This is a genomic window from Lactobacillus sp. ESL0701 (assembly GCF_029433445.1).
GTDB lineage: Bacteria > Bacillota > Bacilli > Lactobacillales > Lactobacillaceae > Lactobacillus.
Genome location: NZ_JAQTIC010000006.1, coordinates 115156 through 134822, shown reverse-complemented (window position 1 = coordinate 134822; position 19667 = coordinate 115156). Strand labels below are relative to the sequence as shown.

General features: G+C 39.9%; 17 protein-coding genes. 14 read left to right on the top strand and 3 right to left on the bottom strand.

The genetic code is table 11. The annotated features are described in order from the left end of the window. Positions 1-10 precede the first annotated feature (10 nt). The 5 genes from PT281_RS06035 (at position 11) to PT281_RS06015 (ending at position 3992) form a co-directional block, all read left to right on the top strand. Positions 11-775, top strand: coding sequence for a transcriptional regulator (locus tag PT281_RS06035; RefSeq protein WP_277152922.1), 765 nt, complete (start codon positions 11-13; stop codon positions 773-775). A 102-nt stretch (positions 776-877) separates the two neighbouring features. Continuing rightward, complete coding sequence (locus PT281_RS06030; protein WP_277152920.1) at positions 878-2002, top strand: YibE/F family protein; 1125 nt, start codon at positions 878-880, stop codon at positions 2000-2002. Continuing rightward, positions 1999-2772: a YibE/F family protein gene (locus tag PT281_RS06025; RefSeq protein ID WP_277152918.1), complete on the top strand. Its 774-nt coding sequence runs from the start codon at positions 1999-2001 to the stop codon at positions 2770-2772. Before PT281_RS06030 ends, PT281_RS06025 begins: the two co-directional genes overlap by 4 nt. Further along, positions 2756-3571: an alpha/beta hydrolase gene (locus tag PT281_RS06020; protein ID WP_277152916.1), complete on the top strand. Its 816-nt coding sequence runs from the start codon at positions 2756-2758 to the stop codon at positions 3569-3571. Before PT281_RS06025 ends, PT281_RS06020 begins: the two co-directional genes overlap by 17 nt. A 157-nt stretch (positions 3572-3728) precedes the next feature. Further along, positions 3729-3992: a hypothetical protein gene (locus tag PT281_RS06015; protein WP_277152914.1), complete on the top strand. Its 264-nt coding sequence runs from the start codon at positions 3729-3731 to the stop codon at positions 3990-3992. A 163-nt stretch (positions 3993-4155) separates the two neighbouring features. Here PT281_RS06015 and PT281_RS06010 read toward each other — a convergent pair whose 3' ends face one another. After that, the gene (locus PT281_RS06010) at positions 4156-4509 is read right to left on the bottom strand and encodes an aggregation promoting factor surface protein (protein WP_277152912.1); all 354 of its coding nucleotides are present in this window, start codon (positions 4507-4509) and stop codon (positions 4156-4158) included. Between the two features lie 169 nt (positions 4510-4678). On the opposite strand from PT281_RS06010, the gene PT281_RS06005 reads away from it, so the two are divergent. After that, positions 4679-7204, top strand: a complete 2526-nt coding sequence (locus PT281_RS06005) for a M1 family metallopeptidase (protein WP_277152910.1) — start codon at positions 4679-4681, stop codon at positions 7202-7204. Between the two features lie 136 nt (positions 7205-7340). Next, entirely contained in the window at positions 7341-8834 is a 1494-nt protein-coding gene (locus PT281_RS06000) for a peptide MFS transporter (protein ID WP_277152908.1), read from the top strand. A gap of 56 nt (positions 8835-8890) precedes the next feature. Here the strand turns inward: PT281_RS06000 and PT281_RS05995 are convergent, their stop codons facing one another. Beyond that, on the bottom strand, positions 8891-10102 hold the full coding sequence (locus PT281_RS05995) for a L,D-transpeptidase family protein (RefSeq protein ID WP_277152906.1): 1212 nt from the start codon (positions 10100-10102) through the stop codon (positions 8891-8893). 219 nt (positions 10103-10321) lie between these two features. Here PT281_RS05995 and PT281_RS05990 point away from each other — a divergent pair, with 219 nt between their 5' ends. The 7 genes from PT281_RS05990 (at position 10322) to PT281_RS05960 (ending at position 18744) form a co-directional block, all read left to right on the top strand. Continuing rightward, on the top strand, positions 10322-11116 hold the full coding sequence (locus PT281_RS05990; RefSeq protein WP_277152904.1) for a DUF4931 domain-containing protein: 795 nt from the start codon (positions 10322-10324) through the stop codon (positions 11114-11116). A 110-nt stretch (positions 11117-11226) separates the two neighbouring features. After that, positions 11227-11838 carry an ECF transporter S component gene (locus tag PT281_RS05985; protein ID WP_277152902.1) on the top strand — a complete coding sequence of 204 codons (612 nt, stop codon included), beginning with the start codon at positions 11227-11229 and terminating at the stop codon, positions 11836-11838. A 113-nt stretch (positions 11839-11951) separates the two neighbouring features. Beyond that, on the top strand, positions 11952-12740 hold the full coding sequence (locus PT281_RS05980) for a zinc ribbon domain-containing protein (RefSeq protein ID WP_277152901.1): 789 nt from the start codon (positions 11952-11954) through the stop codon (positions 12738-12740). A 17-nt stretch (positions 12741-12757) separates the two neighbouring features. Continuing rightward, positions 12758-14212, top strand: a complete 1455-nt coding sequence (locus PT281_RS05975) for a zinc-ribbon domain-containing protein (RefSeq protein ID WP_277152899.1) — start codon at positions 12758-12760, stop codon at positions 14210-14212. Positions 14213-14348: 136 nt separating this feature from the next. Continuing rightward, positions 14349-15098, top strand: coding sequence for an ABC transporter ATP-binding protein (locus tag PT281_RS05970; protein ID WP_277130897.1), 750 nt, complete (start codon positions 14349-14351; stop codon positions 15096-15098). 10 nt (positions 15099-15108) lie between these two features. Further along, positions 15109-16917, top strand: coding sequence for an ABC transporter permease (locus tag PT281_RS05965; protein ID WP_277152897.1), 1809 nt, complete (start codon positions 15109-15111; stop codon positions 16915-16917). Positions 16918-16935: 18 nt separating this feature from the next. Next, complete coding sequence (locus tag PT281_RS05960; RefSeq protein ID WP_277152895.1) at positions 16936-18744, top strand: ABC transporter permease; 1809 nt, start codon at positions 16936-16938, stop codon at positions 18742-18744. Positions 18745-18773: 29 nt separating this feature from the next. Here PT281_RS05960 and PT281_RS05955 read toward each other — a convergent pair whose 3' ends face one another. Then, positions 18774-19547, bottom strand: coding sequence for a biotin--[acetyl-CoA-carboxylase] ligase (locus PT281_RS05955; protein ID WP_277152893.1), 774 nt, complete (start codon positions 19545-19547; stop codon positions 18774-18776). Between the last annotated feature and the right edge of the window lie 120 nt (positions 19548-19667).

The following is a 19667-nucleotide window of genomic DNA, read 5'->3' as shown; positions in this document are numbered from 1 at the left end:
AGAACACAAGATGACAAGTGATAAGCATAATTTTGAAGAACTATTGGCGCCAAGTGCTACGGCACGCCAATTGCATATTAGTGTGGCAACCTTGCGCAAGTATTCGCTGATTGTTGAGCGAATTACGGGCAAGTCTGATTATTATGCCAGAAACAAGCAGCGAGCTCGGCTTTACAGCAAGCAAGATGTGCAGGATCTGGATGATTTTCACAAATTAGCGCAAAATAATGGCTTGACGCTGCAGGAAGCAGCCAGACAAATCTACGCCGTTAGTGATAAGGATAATGAACTAAATTCCACATCAGTTAAGGATCAAGAAGTAATGACCACACCGCAGGCGGTTAAACTGTTAAATGCTCTGCAACAGACAATTAGTCAGCAGAATACGGCAATTAAGGATTTGCAAGCGCAACTTAGTCGCATTGAAGAACAGAATAAGGAGCTTTTGGCTAAGCAGGACCAATTACAACAGCCTAAAGATGAGCAGGATTTCAGTGCTTTACCTGATATTTCTGGAATCGTGTCAGAGGATGATGAGGAAGAATCCGCACCACTTCAGACAATGCAGGAAGAAAAGCCCTTAACTAAGGAAGAAAAACGGGCGCAAGTTGAACTTGATGAAGCAAAATCAAGTCAGCAGCTTCATGAGGAAATTTTGTCTAAAGCTAAGGAAAACGCGCAAAAACGTGCTGAAATTAATGGTCACCGGACATTGCAGGATATGCAGCTGGAACCGGAAAAGAAGCACTGGTGGCAACGATTTATTAATATGTAACAGAAAAACGACTTTTAGTTAAAAGTCGTTTTTTCATGTTAAAATTAGCTAAAATCTACGCCGTAAGGGTTAATTTTGCGTTACAGTAGACAAATAGATAGGATGATTAAGTTGAAAAAAGTTAAGTGGCGCTACTGGATAGCGTTAATTATAGCAATTATCGGGCTAATATTGACGACCTGCACCTATTTTGCAACTGCAATTTATAGTAAAGATGATGTGGCAGTTATTACAGACCATACGATCAAGGATACTTTAGTGCAGAAAAATCGTGATGTCTACAACAATCATGATGAAACCAGAAAGCAGATATTACATCTTAAGATTTTGTCAGGAAAATATCGCGGGCGTACCTTTATAGCTCCGAATATCTATTATCCTTCGCAAATGGTGACACAAAAATACCGTGCGGGGCAAAGGGTGTTTGTCAGTATCAGGAGCGGCGATCCAGCAATCAAGAACCCTAAGCGTGATTGGGTCTTGGTCTTGGCATTAACAGTAACAATTGTGTTAATGGTCTTGGTTGCAGGTAGGGAGTCATTGGGCTTAGTTGTTTCTATGGCATTAAGCTGGTTATTGTTTTACCTAGTAATTATCTGTGACGTGAAGTTAAATGGTTCCTACATTATTTTGCTCTTTGGTTTAGCCGATGTTGTGTTTTCATTTTTCAGCTTGTTAATTGTCCAGGGACTTAATCGCAAAATGCTGGCAACATGGCTGGCAACCTTACTTGGAGTATTTGTTTCCTTTGCGCTCTGCTACTTAATCATGCATGTTACGGGTGAGTCCGAAATCAAGTATGAAACTGGTGATTACGCGACTCAAGACCCGCGCGGGCTCTTTTTAGCCCAAACTCTACTTGGAATTTTGGGTGCAGTTATGGATGAGGCAACCGATATTATTTCTAGTTTGTATGAATTGGTTCAAACTAAGAAGGACTTGACCGCTAAGCAAATGATAGTGAGCGGGCGCACGATGGGTCAAGAAATCATGGGGCCACTGATTAATGTGCTGGTTTTGATTTTTATGTCCGAGGCACTGCCCATGACAATTATTTATTTGCGTGATAATAATAGTTTAAGTTCAGCTTTTGGCTTTACCTTGTCGCTGGGCGTGACGCAAAGTGTCATTTCGGCAATCGGCATTGTCTTAACGGTAGTGTTTGCGACCGGCTGCAGTCTGTTGTTTTTAGAAGATAAAAAATGGAAGGCGAGGGCTGACAAATGAGTACCTTAATGGCGTTAATTATTGTTTTGGCGGTTTTGATGACGCTAATTGGCGGGGAAACTGGTATTCGCAGTTTCTTTAGTGTGTTAATTAATACACTGCTTTTGATTTTGGTAGCGGTCTTTATTTCGTGGGGAATTAGTATTCCGGTCTTGATTTTGATATTTATTCCGTTAAAATTAGTAACAATTATCTTTTTAGGAACTCATGATTATCAAGTTGCTAAAAACTCATTTTATTCAGCGTTGATTGTTTGTCTAATTGATAGCTGCCTGATTTTGGGCTTTCAATGGCTGGCGCAAGCTGCAGGTTTAGGACCAGAAGCAGGAGAAGTCTTAGTTGGTCTGTCGCAAATGCCGGGTTTGAGTTACCCACTGATTGCCGTGGCCGTAGCAATCTTTTCAACATTAGGTGCAGTGGCGGAAGCCGCGGTGGCAATGAGTTCAGGACTATTAGAAATTAAAAAGCACAACCCTGACATTAGTCAACATGAGCTGCTTATTAGTGGTGGCAAGATTGGCAAGGATGTGTTAGGAACCGCGATGAACACCATTTTATTCGGGATGTTTGGCAGCTTTCTTTCATTATTCTTGTGGTATTTCCGTTTGCATTACACGCTGGGTGAAGTTTTAAATGAAAAGTTATTTGTCAATGAAGCGTTAATCATTATGTATTCGCTTATTGGCGTGTTATTAACTGTTCCGCTGTCGACGGCTTTTTTGGCACGAGGAATGGCAAAACGTGAGGTGAAAAATGAAGATAGAAGATAAGACGCTAACTAATTTTAATGGTCGTAAATTTAAGATTCATACCTATACTTTGGGCGATATTGGCGACTTGGTGACAGCCAAAAGACCGCTGGCCGTAGTAATTCCCGGCGGCAGCTTTGACCATTTGTCTAAACGTGAAGGCGAGCCAGTTGCCTTGGCCTTTAACAATCGCGGGTTCAACAGTGTCGTGATGGATTATAACTTGATCCAAGATGAAGGCGACATCTATCCTGACGCGGGACTCGATGTTTTGACTACGATTAAATATTATCGTGATCACGCTGCTGAATACCAGATTGATCCCGAAAGAATTGTCACAATTGGCTTTTCTGCTGGTGGTCACGTTGCCAGCATTGCCAATGACTTTGCGACTTCAAGTAAGTATCAAAAACAGTACAATTTTGCTTGTCAGGATGTTATCCCTAACAAAACCATCTTGGGTTATCCATTGATTGATGTTAATAAGATTGGCTTTGATGTGCCAGATGGCGAAGAAGGCATGATCCCAGAAGATAGGTATCTGCAGGACAGTGCATTAAGTGTTACACGTGAAACACCAGCAACCTTTATTTTTCATGCATGGGACGACCAGGTTGTATTAGTTGAGAACACCTTGGAATATGTGGCGGCACTGCGGGCAAAAGATGTACCGTGTGAAGTTCATATCTTTAATAAAGGTGGTCACGGCTTTTCACTGGCACGCGGCGACATGGTAACTAAGGGTCGCGAATGGCAGGAAAATCCTCACGCGGGACATTGGTTCGACCTCGCTCAAGAGTGGCTGACAAGTGAATGGTAATTAAGATGAGGCAATCTGCTAAACAGCAGGTTGCCTTTTTATTTAAATAATATTTTCTAGAATTATTTAAGCAAAGGACTTGCAATTTTTGCTAGAGGGTATATAATGCAAATATTTATATCGAAAGAAAGGACATGATTTTTTGAAGTTATTAAAGATGAAACTATTGACAGCAATTAATGGCTTACTGACAGTGAGCAGTTTAATCATGTTGTTCTTTGGGTTATGCAATCAAATTAATGAGTCAGGCAATTTTTTAGCAGGTGAGCAGACAATCGCAAATAATGCTAATTTAATCATCTTTATGGCGGTAATCGCCATGATGATTTTCGGATTTGCGTTTTTTGCCAGCTGGATCAAGAAGAGAAAAGTTGAGGCACATTTATTACGACACGCGAGACACAGCGCACACAGAGCGTAAATTGATTAATTAAAAAAGCTACATTTTGCAAGTCGCGAAGTGCAGCTTTTTGCTTGTTAAAAGTAGTTAAATATCAATACCTGATGATAAAAAATAGGTATTAAAAAAGCAGCCTAATAATTATTAGACTGCTTTTTATTATGGGAATTAATAAAAGTTAAATTTAATACCAGTTGTGAGCTAACCAAAATCTTTTGGCGTTAACCCATGAACCATAGCGACCGTAAACGTAATTGTCAGCGGTTCTGTCTTGGTTCTTCTTCGAATAATCGCCGTGCAGGTAGCCGATATTTAATTGGTATTTACCGTAACAAGAACCGTTTCTTGCGGAGTAGTTGCCGCCAGACTCTTGCATGGCAATCCAGTTTTTAGCTGCTTTTTCAGTTTTGGATAACTTGCGTGCAGCTTGAACGGTTTGAGTGTTATTGTTAGTAGTTGTTTGAACAACTGCGGTAATACTTAAGGCGAGTGATAGTGCCGCGATTAGTTTAAGGATAAAAGGCTTAATTTGTTTCATTTATTTATTCATTCCCCGTAATTTGTTAATTTTTACTATTGGTTATAGTACACTAGCAATATTTCATTGTTGTTACAGAAATAACACATGGCCCTTACAATCAAGTTTTAATGTTATTTCTGTACATTTTTGGTAAAATTTATAATAATGACTAATTCAGGAGGCAATTATGGCAGTAAAACATTTTTACGAAACTTTTCACCCAGAACATTATGATTTGTTCATAGATGTTAACCGTGAAAAAAAGACGATTACTGGTACTTCAACCATTACTGGTGAGGCACTTGAAGACACAATTTTAGTCAACCAAAAGTACATGAAAATTGCGGCAGTTAAAGAAGATGGCAGGGACGTACCGTTTACTGTTGATGATGATAAAGAAGCAATTAAGATTGACCTAGGTAAGACTGGAACAGTTACCGTTGCGATTACTTATAGCGCGCCATTAACCGATACTATGATGGGGATTTATCCGTCATATTACATGCTTGATGGTGTCAAAAAGCAGATTATTGGTACCCAGTTTGAAACAACTTCCGCAAGACAAGCTTTCCCGTGTGTTGACGAGCCAGAAGCTAAGGCAACCTTCAGCTTAGCAATTAAGTATGATGAGCATGAAGGCGAGACAACGATTGCCAATATGCCAGAAGTCAAGGTTGAAAATGGTGTGCACTACTTTGAAAAGTCGGTTAGAATGTCCAGCTATTTGGTTGCCTTTGCCTTTGGTGAATTGCAGTCCAAATTAACGGAAACTAAAGATGGTGTTAAAGTTGGTGTTTTCGCAACCAAGGCTCACAAGGCTAAGGAATTAGACTTTGCCTTGGATATTGCTAAACGGGCAATTGAATTTTATGAAGAATTTTATCAAACTAAGTACCCATTGCCGCATTCATGGCAATTGGCATTGCCAGACTTCTCTGCTGGTGCAATGGAAAACTGGGGCTTAGTTACTTACCGTGAAGCCGCAATTTTACTTGATCCAGACAACGCCACAGTCGAACAAAAGGGTTACGTTGCTAGTGTCATCACCCACGAGTTAGCTCACCAATGGTTCGGTGACCTTGTAACCATGAAGTGGTGGGATGACTTATGGTTGAACGAAAGTTTTGCCAACATGATGATGTATCTGTCAGTTGATGCAATGGAGCCTAGCTGGGATGTTTGGAACAACATGTACCAAACTGGGGAAGTTCCTGCAGCTTTGAACCGTGATGCAACCGATGGCGTGCAGTCAGTTCACGTTGAGGTAGAGCATCCCGCAGATATTGACTCACTCTTTGACAGCGCAATTGTCTATGCCAAGGGTTCAAGAATGCTGGTAATGGTGCGGCAATTGTTAGGCGACGATGCCTTACGTAAGGGACTCAAATATTACTTTGACCACCATCAATTTGGTAACGCCACAGGTGACGACTTGTGGAACGCCTTATCAACGGTAACTGATTTGGATATCGGTAAGATTATGCACACTTGGCTCGATCAACCTGGTTACCCAGTTGTCAGTGCCCGGGTTGAGAACGGTCATTTACTATTAAGTCAGAAGCAGTTCTTTGTTGGTGAAGGTAAGGATGCTAGCCGCACTTGGGCAATTCCGCTGAATGCTAACTTTGCGGCACCACAAATTATGACAGAACAAGAATTAGACTTAGGTGACTACCAGACTTTGCGCGCTGAAGCTGGTCATGCTTTACGTCTAAATGTTGGTAATAATTCCCACTTTATCGTTAATTATGATGAAACTTTAATGACCGACATCATGAATGAATTAGATACCCTCAAGCCAGTTGATGAATTGCAATTGTTGCAAGACTTAGGATTATTGGCAGAAGGCAACCAAATTTCTTACGCTGAAATTGTGCCATTATTGCCAAAATTTGCGGCTTCAAGATCAAATATTGTCATTAACTCCTTATTTAGTTCAGCACGGCAATTGCGTAAATTTGTTAAGCCAAATTCAGTTGAAGAAAAGAACTTAAAGGCTTTCTTTAACCAATTGTCAGCTAAGCAAATTGAACGTTTGGGCTGGGAAGTTAAGGCAGATGATAATAGTGCTGATTTGCAAATGCGGCCAATTGAATTATCTGCTGCCTTGTACGCTGATAACCAAACCGTAATTGACGAAGGACACAAGATTTTTGTTGCGCATCAAGATGATTTGGCAGCAATTGAAGCATCTGTAAGACCATACGTTTTGATTAACGAAGTTAAGAATTACAATGAGGCTGGTCTAGTTGACCGCTTAATTAAGGAATACCAAACAGTAGTTGACCCTTATTACAAGGAAGATTTGCTTGCCGCAGTTACTAGTACCAAGAATGATGCGGAAATCAAGCAAATTATAGCTGACTTTGAAGATGCCGATGTCATCAAGCCGCAAGATTTGCGGTCATGGTACTACAATATTTTGGCTAATCCTCAAGGCGAACAAGCTGCTTGGGACTGGCTGCGTGATGAGTGGTCATGGCTGGAGAAGACAGTCGGTGGTGACATGGAATTTACTACTTACATCACGGTTACTTCTAGAGTATTCCACACACCAGAACGGCTAGCGGAATTTAAGGCTTTCTTTGAACCGAAGGTTGACCAACCGGGCTTGGGTCGTGAAATTAACATGGATACCAAGGTAATTGCAACCAAGGCAGCGTTAGTTGAAAAAGAACAAGCTGCCGTTAATCGAGCAATCAATTGTATTTAATTAAAATTAAAAGAGCATTACTGTTTCCTAGTAATGCTCTTTTATTTTGCTGAATGTGAGTATAAGATTTAATTTTTATTAACATTAGCTGTATAATTGTAAGGTACTGTTTAATTAAAGGAGCTTAATTTTAATAATGAAGGAAAAGAATAACGATACGGCGTTCTTTGGTCAACCTAAAGGGCTGTCAACGCTGTTTTTCACTGAAATGTGGGAAAGATTTAGTTATTATGGCATGCGGGCAATTTTATTGTTCTACATGTACTACGCCGTAAGCAAGGGTGGTTTGGGCATGAACCAAACTACGGCTGCTTCGGTAATGTCGATTTATGGCTCGCTAGTTTACCTATCAAATATTGTCGGTGGCTGGTTGTCTGACCGAGTTTGGGGTCCGCGCAAAACCGTCTTTATTGGCGGGGTTTTAATTATGTTCGGTCACATTGTCTTATCGCTGCCGATGGGACTAATTGCCCTTTATGCTTCAATTGCCCTGATTGTTGCTGGTACGGGATTATTGAAGCCTAATGTTTCTGACATGGTTGGGGGTCTTTATTCCGAAAATGACCGGCGTCGTGATGCTGGCTTTAGTATGTTTGTTTTTGGAATTAATCTGGGGTCCGCGATTTCACCAATTTTGGTACCGTGGGCTGCTAATGGCTTTGGCATTCACATGTTTGGTAATGAAATGAACTTCCACGCCGGCTTTTCACTGGCTGCAATTGGGATGTTCTTTGGCTTAATGCAATATTATTTTGGCGGGAAAAAATATCTCTCAAATGATAGCTTACTGCCAACTGATCCAATTGACCATGATAGTTTAATTAAGATTTTGAAAAAGTCGGCAGTTGCTGTAATTGCCGTTATTGTATTGCTGGTCATTATGGCAGCTTGCGGTCAATTAAATATTGCCAATGTTATCTTATTGATTACGATTGTGGCAATCTTACTGCCGATTTACTTATTTGTAGTTATGCTGCGGAGTAAGAAGGTAACTAAGATTGAACATTCACGTGTTCTTGCATATATTCCACTCTTTATCGCTGCTGCTGTATTCTGGGGAATTGAAGAATCTGGTTCAGTTGTCTTAGCGCTATTTGCGCAAGAACGGACGGTTCTTCATATTGGCAGTTGGCATTTTGCTGCTGCTAACTTCCAAACGCTTAATCCATTATTTATCATGATTTTGACGCCATTCTTTGTTTGGCTTTGGAGTAAGTGGAAGAAGCAGCCAAGTGCTGCCGGTAAGTTTTCATGGGGCTTAATCTTTGCTGGGTTGTCTTATGTTGTCATGGCAGTTCCTGGTCTTCTTTATGGTACTGCTGGTCGCGTTAGTCCATTTTGGCTTGTCGGTTCATGGTTTATTGTTGAAATTGGGGAAATGTTAATTTCACCAATTGGTTTATCAGTTACAACCAAATTAGCACCAGCTGCTTATAGTTCGCAAATGATGAGTATGTGGTTCTTAGCTGATGCCGCAGGACAGGCAATTAACTCACAGATTGTTAAGTACTTCTCTACTGGCACCGAAATTCAATATTTCTTGATTATTGGTGGTGTAAGTATTCTGCTAGGCTTATTGATGTTCTTCTTAGTTAAGAAAATTGACGGTTTAATGGCTGGAGTTCACTAATTAATAACAAAAAATATCCGTTAGTTATTAGGACTAACGGATATTTTTTTGCTTATTTAGTTATAGACGATAACGGCTTCGTGCTTAACAACATTGTGCCAAACTTGTTTAATTTCACTTGGCTTAATATTAACGCAGCCGTGTGAACCGCCGCGTAAATATGCCTTCTTGCTCCAATCGGTGCGCCAACTGGCATCGTGCAAGCCGCAGCCGCTTAAGGTAAATGGCATCCAATATTGAACTTTAGAAGCATATTTAGAACCATCATCGTTGCGCCCGCGCAGAGTTGCTGGGGATTGTTTGTCTTGGATATACCAAACACCCTGCGGTGTTCGGTTGCCTTTGCCGCCGTCTTTAGTTCCTGTAACAACATCAGTTAAGTGAACTGCTAACTTGCCTTTGCGAACAATCCAGATCTCCTGCTTTTTAAGAGAAACGACAACGTAATTATCACCGATGCCGTGGTTATTCTTGCCGTAGCCCAGTCCATAAGTACTGTAACCCAGCCCATAAATATAATCTTGACCGTCAATTGTCTTGGTTTGATTAAGGTAGGCTTGTTCAACCGCTTCTTGGGCCTTTTTAATGTAAACTCCCCAACCGTAACTTTGGTTTTTGACCGTGATTTTGTTACTGTTTAGTTTAGTATTACTTGGTACGGCGAAGGTATAGCTCTTGTGCAGAGTCGAAACATCTTTATCAATTTGATTGAGTTTAGCAGTTAAGTTCTCGACATTATTGAAAGAATACTTACCCTTTTTAAAAGTGAGCTGGTTAACCATCTTCTTTGCTGGCAAATTGTAATTTTTGCCGGCAACTTGATAAGTAATCTTCGCCTTGCTGATTGTCTTGAGCTTTTTAGCGGCAGCCTTTAACTGTTTAAAGTCATAAGTGTAACCTTGCTTATTTGGCATTGATGTGTGCTGCTCTTTGAAGTAAGTATTGACCGTGTCCGCATCAATTGTAGTGGTGTCGGGATCGCGTTCGATAGTAACCTTACCATTTTCAAGTAAAGCCATATTATTGGCCCGAGTATTGATCTTGGTGGTAGCCTTATTGACAGTTAGATTGCCGACTTTTACACCATAGATAGTGACATTAGGATTGAAGTGGTCAACGGCAAACTCCCGTGCCCTTTTTTGGGAGGCAACATGGTTATTGTATAAGACCACTCCGAAAATAACGGCTAAAATCAAAATAATGCCAGCAATAATTAAGTAGAGGTTGTTGCGGTGATTGTATCTTTTTAAGTCTTTTCGAGATTGCATAAATTTACCTACTATAAAATAAAACACCTGTAAGATGATCGCTGCTTCAGTTTATCATCTATTACAAGCATAGTAAAACTTATCAACAAAGCGGGTTATCCGCGATAATAACTAGATATGTATTCAATTAATTATAGAATATTTTTTGTTACTTGGGAAAGATTAACTTATAATACGTAACATTAGGCTGGCAAAATTATTGTTAGGGAGAGTAAGAAAATGAAAAATGAACCGTTAGTTTTTGAGTTAGGAATTGCTAAAGATAAGCCGCATTCATACCGTAAAACATCACGTAAGCCGGTCTGCCCCTTTTGTGAAGTTGACCAATTAACCGCTATTTATGAAAAACGTGGCGAGATGATCTGGCTGCACAATAAATTCCCCACTTTGCGTGATACTGTTCAGACAGTTTTGATTGAATCTAGCGATCATACTGGTGATATCGCCAATTATCCTCCCGCTTATAACCGCGAACTCATGCGTTTTGCGTTAGCATGTTTTACAAAGATGAATGACAGCGGCAAGTATCGGTCTGTTCTGTGGTACAAAAATTATGGTCCACGTTCTGGCGGCTCACTCGAGCATCCGCATATGCAGCTAGTTGGCTTAAAGCAGCTGGATGGCTACAAGTATCTGCAGCAAAATAATTTTGCTGGGATTTCTTTATTTAATAATCAGGCAGTAGAAGTTAATATTGCCACGCATCCAGTTCAAGGTTATGATGAGATAAACATTAATTTACTCAAGGAAGCTGGGCTTGACTTATGGGCTGACTGGATTCAGAGCGGTGTCAAATACATGCTTAATATCATGTTTAATGGTCGCTGCACATCTTATAATCTATTCTTTTATCCCCGTGAAGATGGTGGTATTTGTGCTAAATTAATTGCCCGCTTTGAGGCGCCGGCATATTTTGTTGGTTACAAGTTGTCACAGGTTGATGATGAAAAGACTTTGCAAGCTGAAGCAAGGCAATTTCGCCGCTTTTTTGATAATGGTTCGCCGCTGGAATAAGGTCGTTGCCAGACATGGTTCAATAAATCTTTGGTAAGATTAATGGTTAAGATAAGCAGTATCTAAATTTTATCAGCAGGATATTGTAAATATTTATTAAGGAGAAACAGATGCACAGAAAAGAAACGCGTAACTTAGCGATTACCGCCGTATTTGTTGCAATTTTTTTATTACAGACTTTCGTTCCTAATATTGGTTATATTCGGATCTTGCCGACATTACCGGCAATTACAACTGTACCACTGACAGTGGCTGTTTATTCGTTATTAATGGGACCTAAGGCAGGAACACTTTTTGGACTTTTCTGGGGCTTATTACGGCTCTTTCAGGCATACACACAGCCAGGAGATATTGTTAGCTTGATGCTGTTTCAAAATGTCTTTATTTCGATTGTACCCAGCATTTTGGCTGGGTTATTCCCAGGCCTAATTGGTCGCTTGTTTGAACATAAGTCGGGTAAAGCGAAGGAATTAGGTTACATTTTGGCTGGGGCAGTTACATCCTTGACTAATACCGCGATGGTAATCTTATTAACAAGCGTTATCTTTATGGGAAATGGCAAATTGGCAGCAAGTATGGGGCATTTCGCGCCGGGAACGCCGTTAATTGTGATTTTGATTTTGGCATTAGGGATGAATGGTTTAATTGAAGCAATCTTCACGGCAGTTATCACGCCAATTATTGTTACCCCCATGAAAACAGTTATGAAAAAATTACGGTAATAGGGATTACTGTTAATAAACTCAAGAGTAGGTTGCCTACTCTTTTTTTATGGCTGAAATTATATTAAAATAAATACGTTAGAAAATTCAGTTAATTAGTGGGGGAAAATTAAATGAAAAAGTGTCCAAGTTGTGGTGCATTAATGAATGCTGACATGAATTTTTGCACTAATTGTGGTGCAGATATTCGGCAAGTTGCGCAGAAGCAAGTTAATCGTGCTGATATTCAAGCAGAAATTAATCGCGGTCAAGGCGAGTCTGATGAAACATCACGGCAAAATTCCGATGATCAATTACAAAAATATTGGCATTGGCTTGTTAAGTCGTGGCGGCATCCATTTAATGAGCAGGCAAGTGTTAATTGGTATGGTGCAATTACGTTATTAATTGAAGATGTAATCTTTGCCTTGGGGTTGTATATTGGCTTGAGCGGGATTTCGAGCCAGTATATCAATGGGCAACAATTGCCAGTCTTTACCGGAATTTCTTTTGGTACGGCACTTGAAGTCTTATTTTTTGTCATGCTCTTAGAAGCAGCGATTGCTGGGGCCAATTATCTAGCCTATCTATTTATTTATGGTCAAAGACGCAGCTTTATTTCGTTTTTTAATTACGCTATTCAAGCATCTAATCTTAATGCTATCTTGATCGTGGCTGCCTTTATTTTTATGATGTTAGGCATCGGCGGCAAGATTTTTGCCGTATTGTTATGCCTAATTTGCTTTGGTATTTTTTGCGATGCCTTCCAAGTAGTTCTATTGGGCGACGTAAACCCAGTGCGTGACAAGATGTATGGCTTCCTGATTTCCTTATTTGCTTATTTTATTGTGGAATTAATTTGGTTTGCAGTTGTTTATAATACCGTTATTTTGCAATTTATTTCGTATTTTAGCAGGTTATAAAGTAGGGGGAATTAATTATGGGAGAGAAAAAATTTTGTCCGCAATGCGGTAATCAGGTAGATGCAAGCGTTAAATTTTGTCCACATTGTGGTGCTGATCTGACAGACGTGGCGACTGCTCAGCCGCAAGCAAAAGTAAATTCGACTAGTCAAAAGCACTCGCAGCCTAAGTCGCGCCAGCAGGTTAATCAAGTAGCGACACCTAAAAAGCAGCCGCTCAAGAAGAAAACCAAGGTTATGTTGTGGTTAGTGGCAATTATTGTGGTTTTATTTGGCGCTTTCTATGCTTGGGGCAGTAATCATTACAGCCGCAATAACCAAATCGACCAGATTATTGTTAGTTTGAAGAACCCGCAAATGGGCTTGGCACAATATGTGACAACTGATGATCATACTATTAAGGTAACTAATGATGCCTTGAAGCCGCTGCAAAAGTACTATCAGGCCCACCAAACAACGGCTAACAACTTGAGTATGAACTTAAAGGCAGGCGGCAGTACAAGTCAGATCAGCTTAGTACAGTCAGGTCGCTATCTGCTGCTTTTCCCGAAGTATACGTTGCACATCAATACGTATACCCCGCAAGTGGAAACCAATCATCGTGATACCCGCGTGTTAGTCAACGGCAAGTCAGGTGGTCAAGTGAAGGGCAGTGCGGATAGCTATTATAAGAAATTACAGCCGCTGTTTCCGGGTAAGTATCATCTTGAAGTTGACTCTGTGGTGTCAGGGCGTGAGCTCAAGGCTGACTCGACGGTCAATGTTTGGTCGAACAAAACGATTAACATGAATATCAAGACAGCGACATTTTCAATTGCTAGTGTTCCCGGTGGGACAATTTATATCAATGACAAAAAAGTTGGTGTCCTGAGCGGCAGCGGCAGTAAGGTCTTCAAAAATTATCCAATTACCAATAATATGGAAGTCTATGTCACGACGACCTTTGGCAGTCAAACGATTAAGTCGCAGTTGATTACTGACTTGCCGGAGTCGATTGATAACGGCGATAGCGACAGCAATATTAGTGATGATGTTGACTTTGATGATGACGATCATGTGGTCTTGAAGCCGCAATGGAAGGGGCTAATTGATAAGAGTGACGCGGAGGATTTGTTAAAGGGGGACTTTAATGATCCCGAAAGTGAAGACTTTATTGGCGGCAGTGATAACAGCAGCTACCAAGAATTGCGTAAGATGCTCAAGGGCTTTGACCGCAATGACTCCACGATTTCCTATGATATGGATTGTGACATCGTTTCGATTAATCCAGCTCCGAATGATTCCAGCAGTGTTATTTACAAAATCACCTATACCTTTGAAAAGGATAACGGCGACGAGCATACCCAAGTGATGCTCTATAAGGGTGCTATTTTGCAAGAAGACAGCGATAAGCAAAAGATTAAGTCAATCGGTAGTGGGGCAGTGATCAGTGATAAAACTGATAAGTCCGGCGAAGATGACGATGATGATTAAATAATGACTAAAAGATAAATCTTTCTAAAGAAATTAGAGGATTTGTCTTTTTTTGTAATATTGTTTGACAATTTACCAAAATTAATATTATTGTATTAGTTAGATAGTACAGATAAGTTTTTGAAGAGGATGAATTATGACTGAAATTTTACGGGTAGATCAAGCTACTAAAACTTACGGTAAACGTGGTGAAAAGCAATATCAAGCACTAAAAGGAGTTAACTTTGGTGTTGATGCTGGTGAATTTGTGGCCATTATGGGCGCGTCAGGTTCTGGTAAGACAACACTGCTTAATATTTTGTCAACTTTGGATAAGCCGACAACTGGTCATGTGTTTATCAATCATGAAGATATCAGCACTTTAAATGCTAACCAGATGGCAGACTTTAGAAGCAAACAGATTGGTTTTATTTTTCAAGATTTTAATTTATTAGAGAACTTGACTAATCGGGAGAATATCGCGCTGCCACTAACCCTTCAAGGCGTACCGGCACGTAAGATTGATCCGCTGGTTGACAGGATTACTGAGAGATTAGGTATTAAAGAGATTCTCGCTAAGTATCCGGCAGAATTATCCGGCGGGCAAAAGCAGAGAGTTGCTTCAGCAAGGGCCCTAGTTCATGAACCGGCAATCTTACTTGCTGATGAACCTACGGGAGCGCTAGATTCAACCAGTGCGCGCGAATTGCTTGATACAATGGCAGACTTAAACCAAAAAGATGGTGTAACCACGTTAATGGTAACTCACGATCCGTTTTCTGCTAGTTTTGCTAATCGGATTTTATTTATTAAAGATGGTAAAATTGGCGAGCAACTCTTAAAGAAAGATCAATCAAGACAAGACTTTTATCACCTGTTAATCGAGCATCTGGGCACCGAAGAATAGGAAGTAACTTATGATTTGGAAATTATCGCTCACAGGAATTAAGAGCCGGCTGAAAGACTATCTTGTCCTGTTTTCAGGTCTAGTTGTTGCCAGCATGATCTTTTATATGTTTCTGACTTTGGCGATTAATCCGGCTTTTTTAAAAAGTAATAGTGGGATATTGCAAGATAATTTAATCACTTTTATTTTTGGCTTTGGCATTGCCTTATTAATGATTATTACCGTGGTGTATCTGGTTTATGCCAACTCATTTCTGCTTAGTATGCGTAAGCATGACTACGGCATGTTTCTCACTTTAGGAGCTAAAAGTTCACGCATTGGCTTACTAATCTTTTGCGAAACGCTTATCACGGGATTGATGGCTACTGTATTAGGCATAATCCTTGGCTTTGGTTTAACTGCGCTGGTTGGTCACTTGTTAATCAGCAGGTTAGGACTAGTAATTGCTCATTTTCAAGTAATTTTACCCAGTGCGATTTTGGGGACACTTGCCTTCTTTATTGTCGTTTTCTTTTTGGGCGCGTTACGCAATGTCTATAAATTAACTCGTACTAAAGTAATTGATTTACTGCATGAAGATCAGGAACCGGTAAAGTTTAAGCAGCGCCCAGTTTTGCATTCAATTGAGGCAGTCTTGGGCTTAGTCTTGTTAGCTGCCGGATACTGGATCATGCAACGGCGCGGGCTGGATCCATTTAATGTTATCCCGATTGCTTTAGTAACAATTGTTGCCGGCTCGTATTTTGTTTTTAATTCCTTATTTACAGCAATTATTGGCTACCTAATTAATCATCGTAAGTTTTCTTATTGCGGCATTCGCATGTTTACCTTGGGGCAGTTAAAGTTTCGCTTGCATGATTACACAAAAATTCTAACAGTGATTTCGCTGTTGTTTGCGTTAGCTCTAGGGGCAATTACTGTTGGGCTTAACTTTAATTCTGAAAAGGAAATGACGAAGTCGAGCATTTACTATGATGCAACAATAATTAGCAAGTCTCCGGCTGTTCAAAAAGAGCTGGCGAAGGTATCAATCAAGTCTAAGCAAACTTATCATTATAAGGAAACTAAGCATGGTTTGTATTTTAAGCGGGCAGAGTTTAAGAATCAGCCAATAAAAGCCATTAAGACTAAGGGACAAGGGGATAGTCTAACTTGGTCTGAAAAGACATTACCAACAAGTCAGCTTGACTGTGCAGGGACTGAGACTAACAATGAATTTGGCAATCTGCTGCCTAATGGGATAGAGAAAAAGATTTACTTGGTATCTGCTTCTGCTTTAGCCAAAGTTAAGGGTCAACAAAAGTTCATCTCGTTAATTAGGGTTAACGATTTTGACAAGGATTTTCCTGCCCTGCTTAAGCTTGAGCAGCTGCAGAATAAAGAAACACCAGCATTTCACACTGTTTACACCGGCAGTAAACCATATTCCTATCAAGGAATACTGGGAATAATTAGCGGGTTTGAATTTATGGGCTTTTTCTTGGGATTGGCGTTCTTAACGATGCTGGCGTCTACCTTGATGTTTAAGGTCTTGAGCAGTGCGGCTAATGATAAATTGCGGTATCAAATGCTCTTTAAGGTAGGCACTAGGCGGCAAGCCTTAAAGCGGTCTGTTGCTGAAGAAATCGGTATGCTGTTTTTAATGCCCGGTATTTTAGGAATTATCGATGTTTTGTTTGGCTTGCAGTTATTTAGAACAATTTTAGTACGACCATATGCTGGAATTTGGCTGCCGTTTACTATTTTTATCGTTTTGTATTTCTTCTATTATGTTTTGACGGTCCATCTTTACGAAAAAATCGTTCTGGCAAAAAATTAGGGAGAGGATAAAGAAATTATGATTTGGAAATTATCACTTACGGGGATTAAGAGTAGGTTAAAGGACTATCTGGTGCTGTTTTCTGGGCTAGTTGTTGCCAGTATGATCTTTTACATGTTCTTGACGATTGCAATTAATCCGTCTTTTATGAGCCATGATGTGAATGCACCGACTAATTATCTCAGCTTTATTTTTGGGGTTGGAATTGTCTTACTTGTGATTATTACACTGGTTTACTTGATGTATGCCAATTCCTTTTTGCTAAATATGCGTCAGCATGATTACGGGATGTTTATGATGCTGGGGGCAAGAAGTTCACGGATTGGTCTATTGATTTTTTGTGAAACCCTAATTACTGGAATTATGGCGGCAATTGTCGGGATTATTATTGGCTTCGGCTTAACCGGATTAGTCGCCAACCTCATTATTGGTAACTTAGGTCTGCATATTACCCATTTTCAAGTAATTTTACCAAGTGCAATTTTATGGACGTTAGTCTTTTTTGTAATAATTTTTATCATTGGGGCAATTCATAATGCTCGAAAGCTTACGCGCAGCAAGGTAATCGACCTACTTCACGAAGATCAAAAACCGGTAAAATTAGGTCAACATCCTACTTGGACCGCAACTCAGGCTATTTTAGGCGTTGTGCTGCTGGCAATTGGTTATTATGTACTCAATTTGTCGTCGGCAATGATTTTTATAATTGTTCCAGTTGCTTTAGTGACAATCGTTCTGGGGTCATACTTTGTTTTTAACGCGCTGTTAATAGCAGTTATTAATTTCTTGTTAAAGAAAAAGAACTTTTCCTACCGCGGTATTCGACTGTTTACGTTGGGGCAATTGAAGTTTCGCTTGCATGACTATACCAAGATTTTAACGGTGATTTCGTTGTTATTTGCCTTGGCATTAGGGGCAATTACAGTTGGCTTGAATTTTAACACGATCAAGGATCAAGCTAAGACTAGTAGTTATTATGATGGCACCATTGTCAGCAATTCACCGCAAGTTAACCAGCTCAAGGCTAAGTTGACGATCAAGGATGAGCAGACATTTTACTATAAGGAAACAGCTAAGTATTTATACTTTAACCAAGCAGAATTTGTCCATCATCCAGTGAAAACCATGCACTTTGAGCAACAGAATGGTCAGGCAACCTATCACTTAGAAACATTGCCGACTAATCAGCTCGATAAGCCAGGAACAAATGCCAATGAAGTTTTTGGCGGTATGGTACCGAATGGAACGCCAAAGGTGATTCAATTAGTTGATTCGCAAGAATGGCAAAAAATCGCTGGTAAAAAAGAGTTCGTGCAATTTATTAGGGTGAAGGATTTTGATAAAGATTACCCGACACTTTTGAAATTGGGTCAGTTGCAGGCTAAAGAAAAGTCCAGTTATGGCGATATTTTCCAGACCAGCAAGGCGTATGGCTACCAACTAATGCTGGGCATGGCGAGCGGGTTTGAATTTATGGGCTTTTTCCTAGGGATTGCCTTTCTAACGATGCTGGCGTCAACTTTAATGTTTAAAGTATTGAGTGGGGCAGCAAGTGACAAGGTTCGTTATAAGATGCTCTTTAAAATTGGCGTTCGCAAGCGTGTATTACGCCGCTCAATTAGTCGCGAGATTGGAACTTTATTTTTGGTGCCGGGAGTTTTGGGCGTGATTGATGTTTTGTTTGGTTTGAAACTATTTAAAGCGCTGCTGCCTAATCCGTACGCTAATATTTGGGTACCATTTTTGATTTTTATTATTTTGTATTTCTTGTATTACGTGTTAACGGTTAAACTTTATGAACGGATTGTATTAACAAAAGAATTATAAATAAAAGGCTGCAAGTGATTGCAGCCTTTTTAATTTGGTCTAATTTTAGTGACTTCACCGCTAGTAATTGTGCGTAATTGACCGCGGCAGTCAAGAAGCAGGTTTGCCTTTTGATCAAGTCTGACAGCAGTCCCCGTAACTATCTTTTGCCCCAATTTAACAGTGACTTTTTGTCCGAGCATTGGCAGATATTTTTGGTAGTCTGATAAGAATTGTCCTTGAGCAAAATTAGGCAGAAAGGACAAGATATTTTTAATTAGTTCAGCTACAAAAATGCAAAATTGTTCAGTGGATGGCAGATAAGCTAGCAAGTTTGTGCTAGATACTAACTTTTGTTCTAGGTTAGGTTGATACAAGTTGCAGCCGATGCCGATAACAACTACTTGGGGGGCAATTTGTTCGGTCAAAATGCCGGCGATTTTTTTCCCATGTAAAAGTAAATCATTAACCCACTTGATGTCGGGAGTGATCTTAAATTGCTGGCGAATTGTTTGGTGCAGGCACCACGCGATTCCAGTAGTTAACAGACCTTGGTTATTTGCCGTCAATTGCGGCACCTTGATAATCAGTGACAAATAAACGCCGCCAGTATTAGAAATAAAGTGGCGTTTTTGTTTGCCATAACCAGCAGTCTGTTTGTCGCTGCCGATTAAAACGGGGTTAACAAGGGGCTTGCCCTGATAGACTTTTTTAGCAATTGTACTAGTAGAACTAACTTGCTGATACCATTGAATTGTTACTGGTAAATCTGCTAATAAATGTTTAATTTTTGATTCTTTAGTTAAGTTAATTTGCTTGCTCATTTTATACATACATACTTTAATCTTTTAAAAAACTTTGATAATCAAAATAAGTTGTTAATTACTAAGAATAATTTTACCAAAGCTATGTTATTTTGGGATATAAATTTGACAAATTTGCTA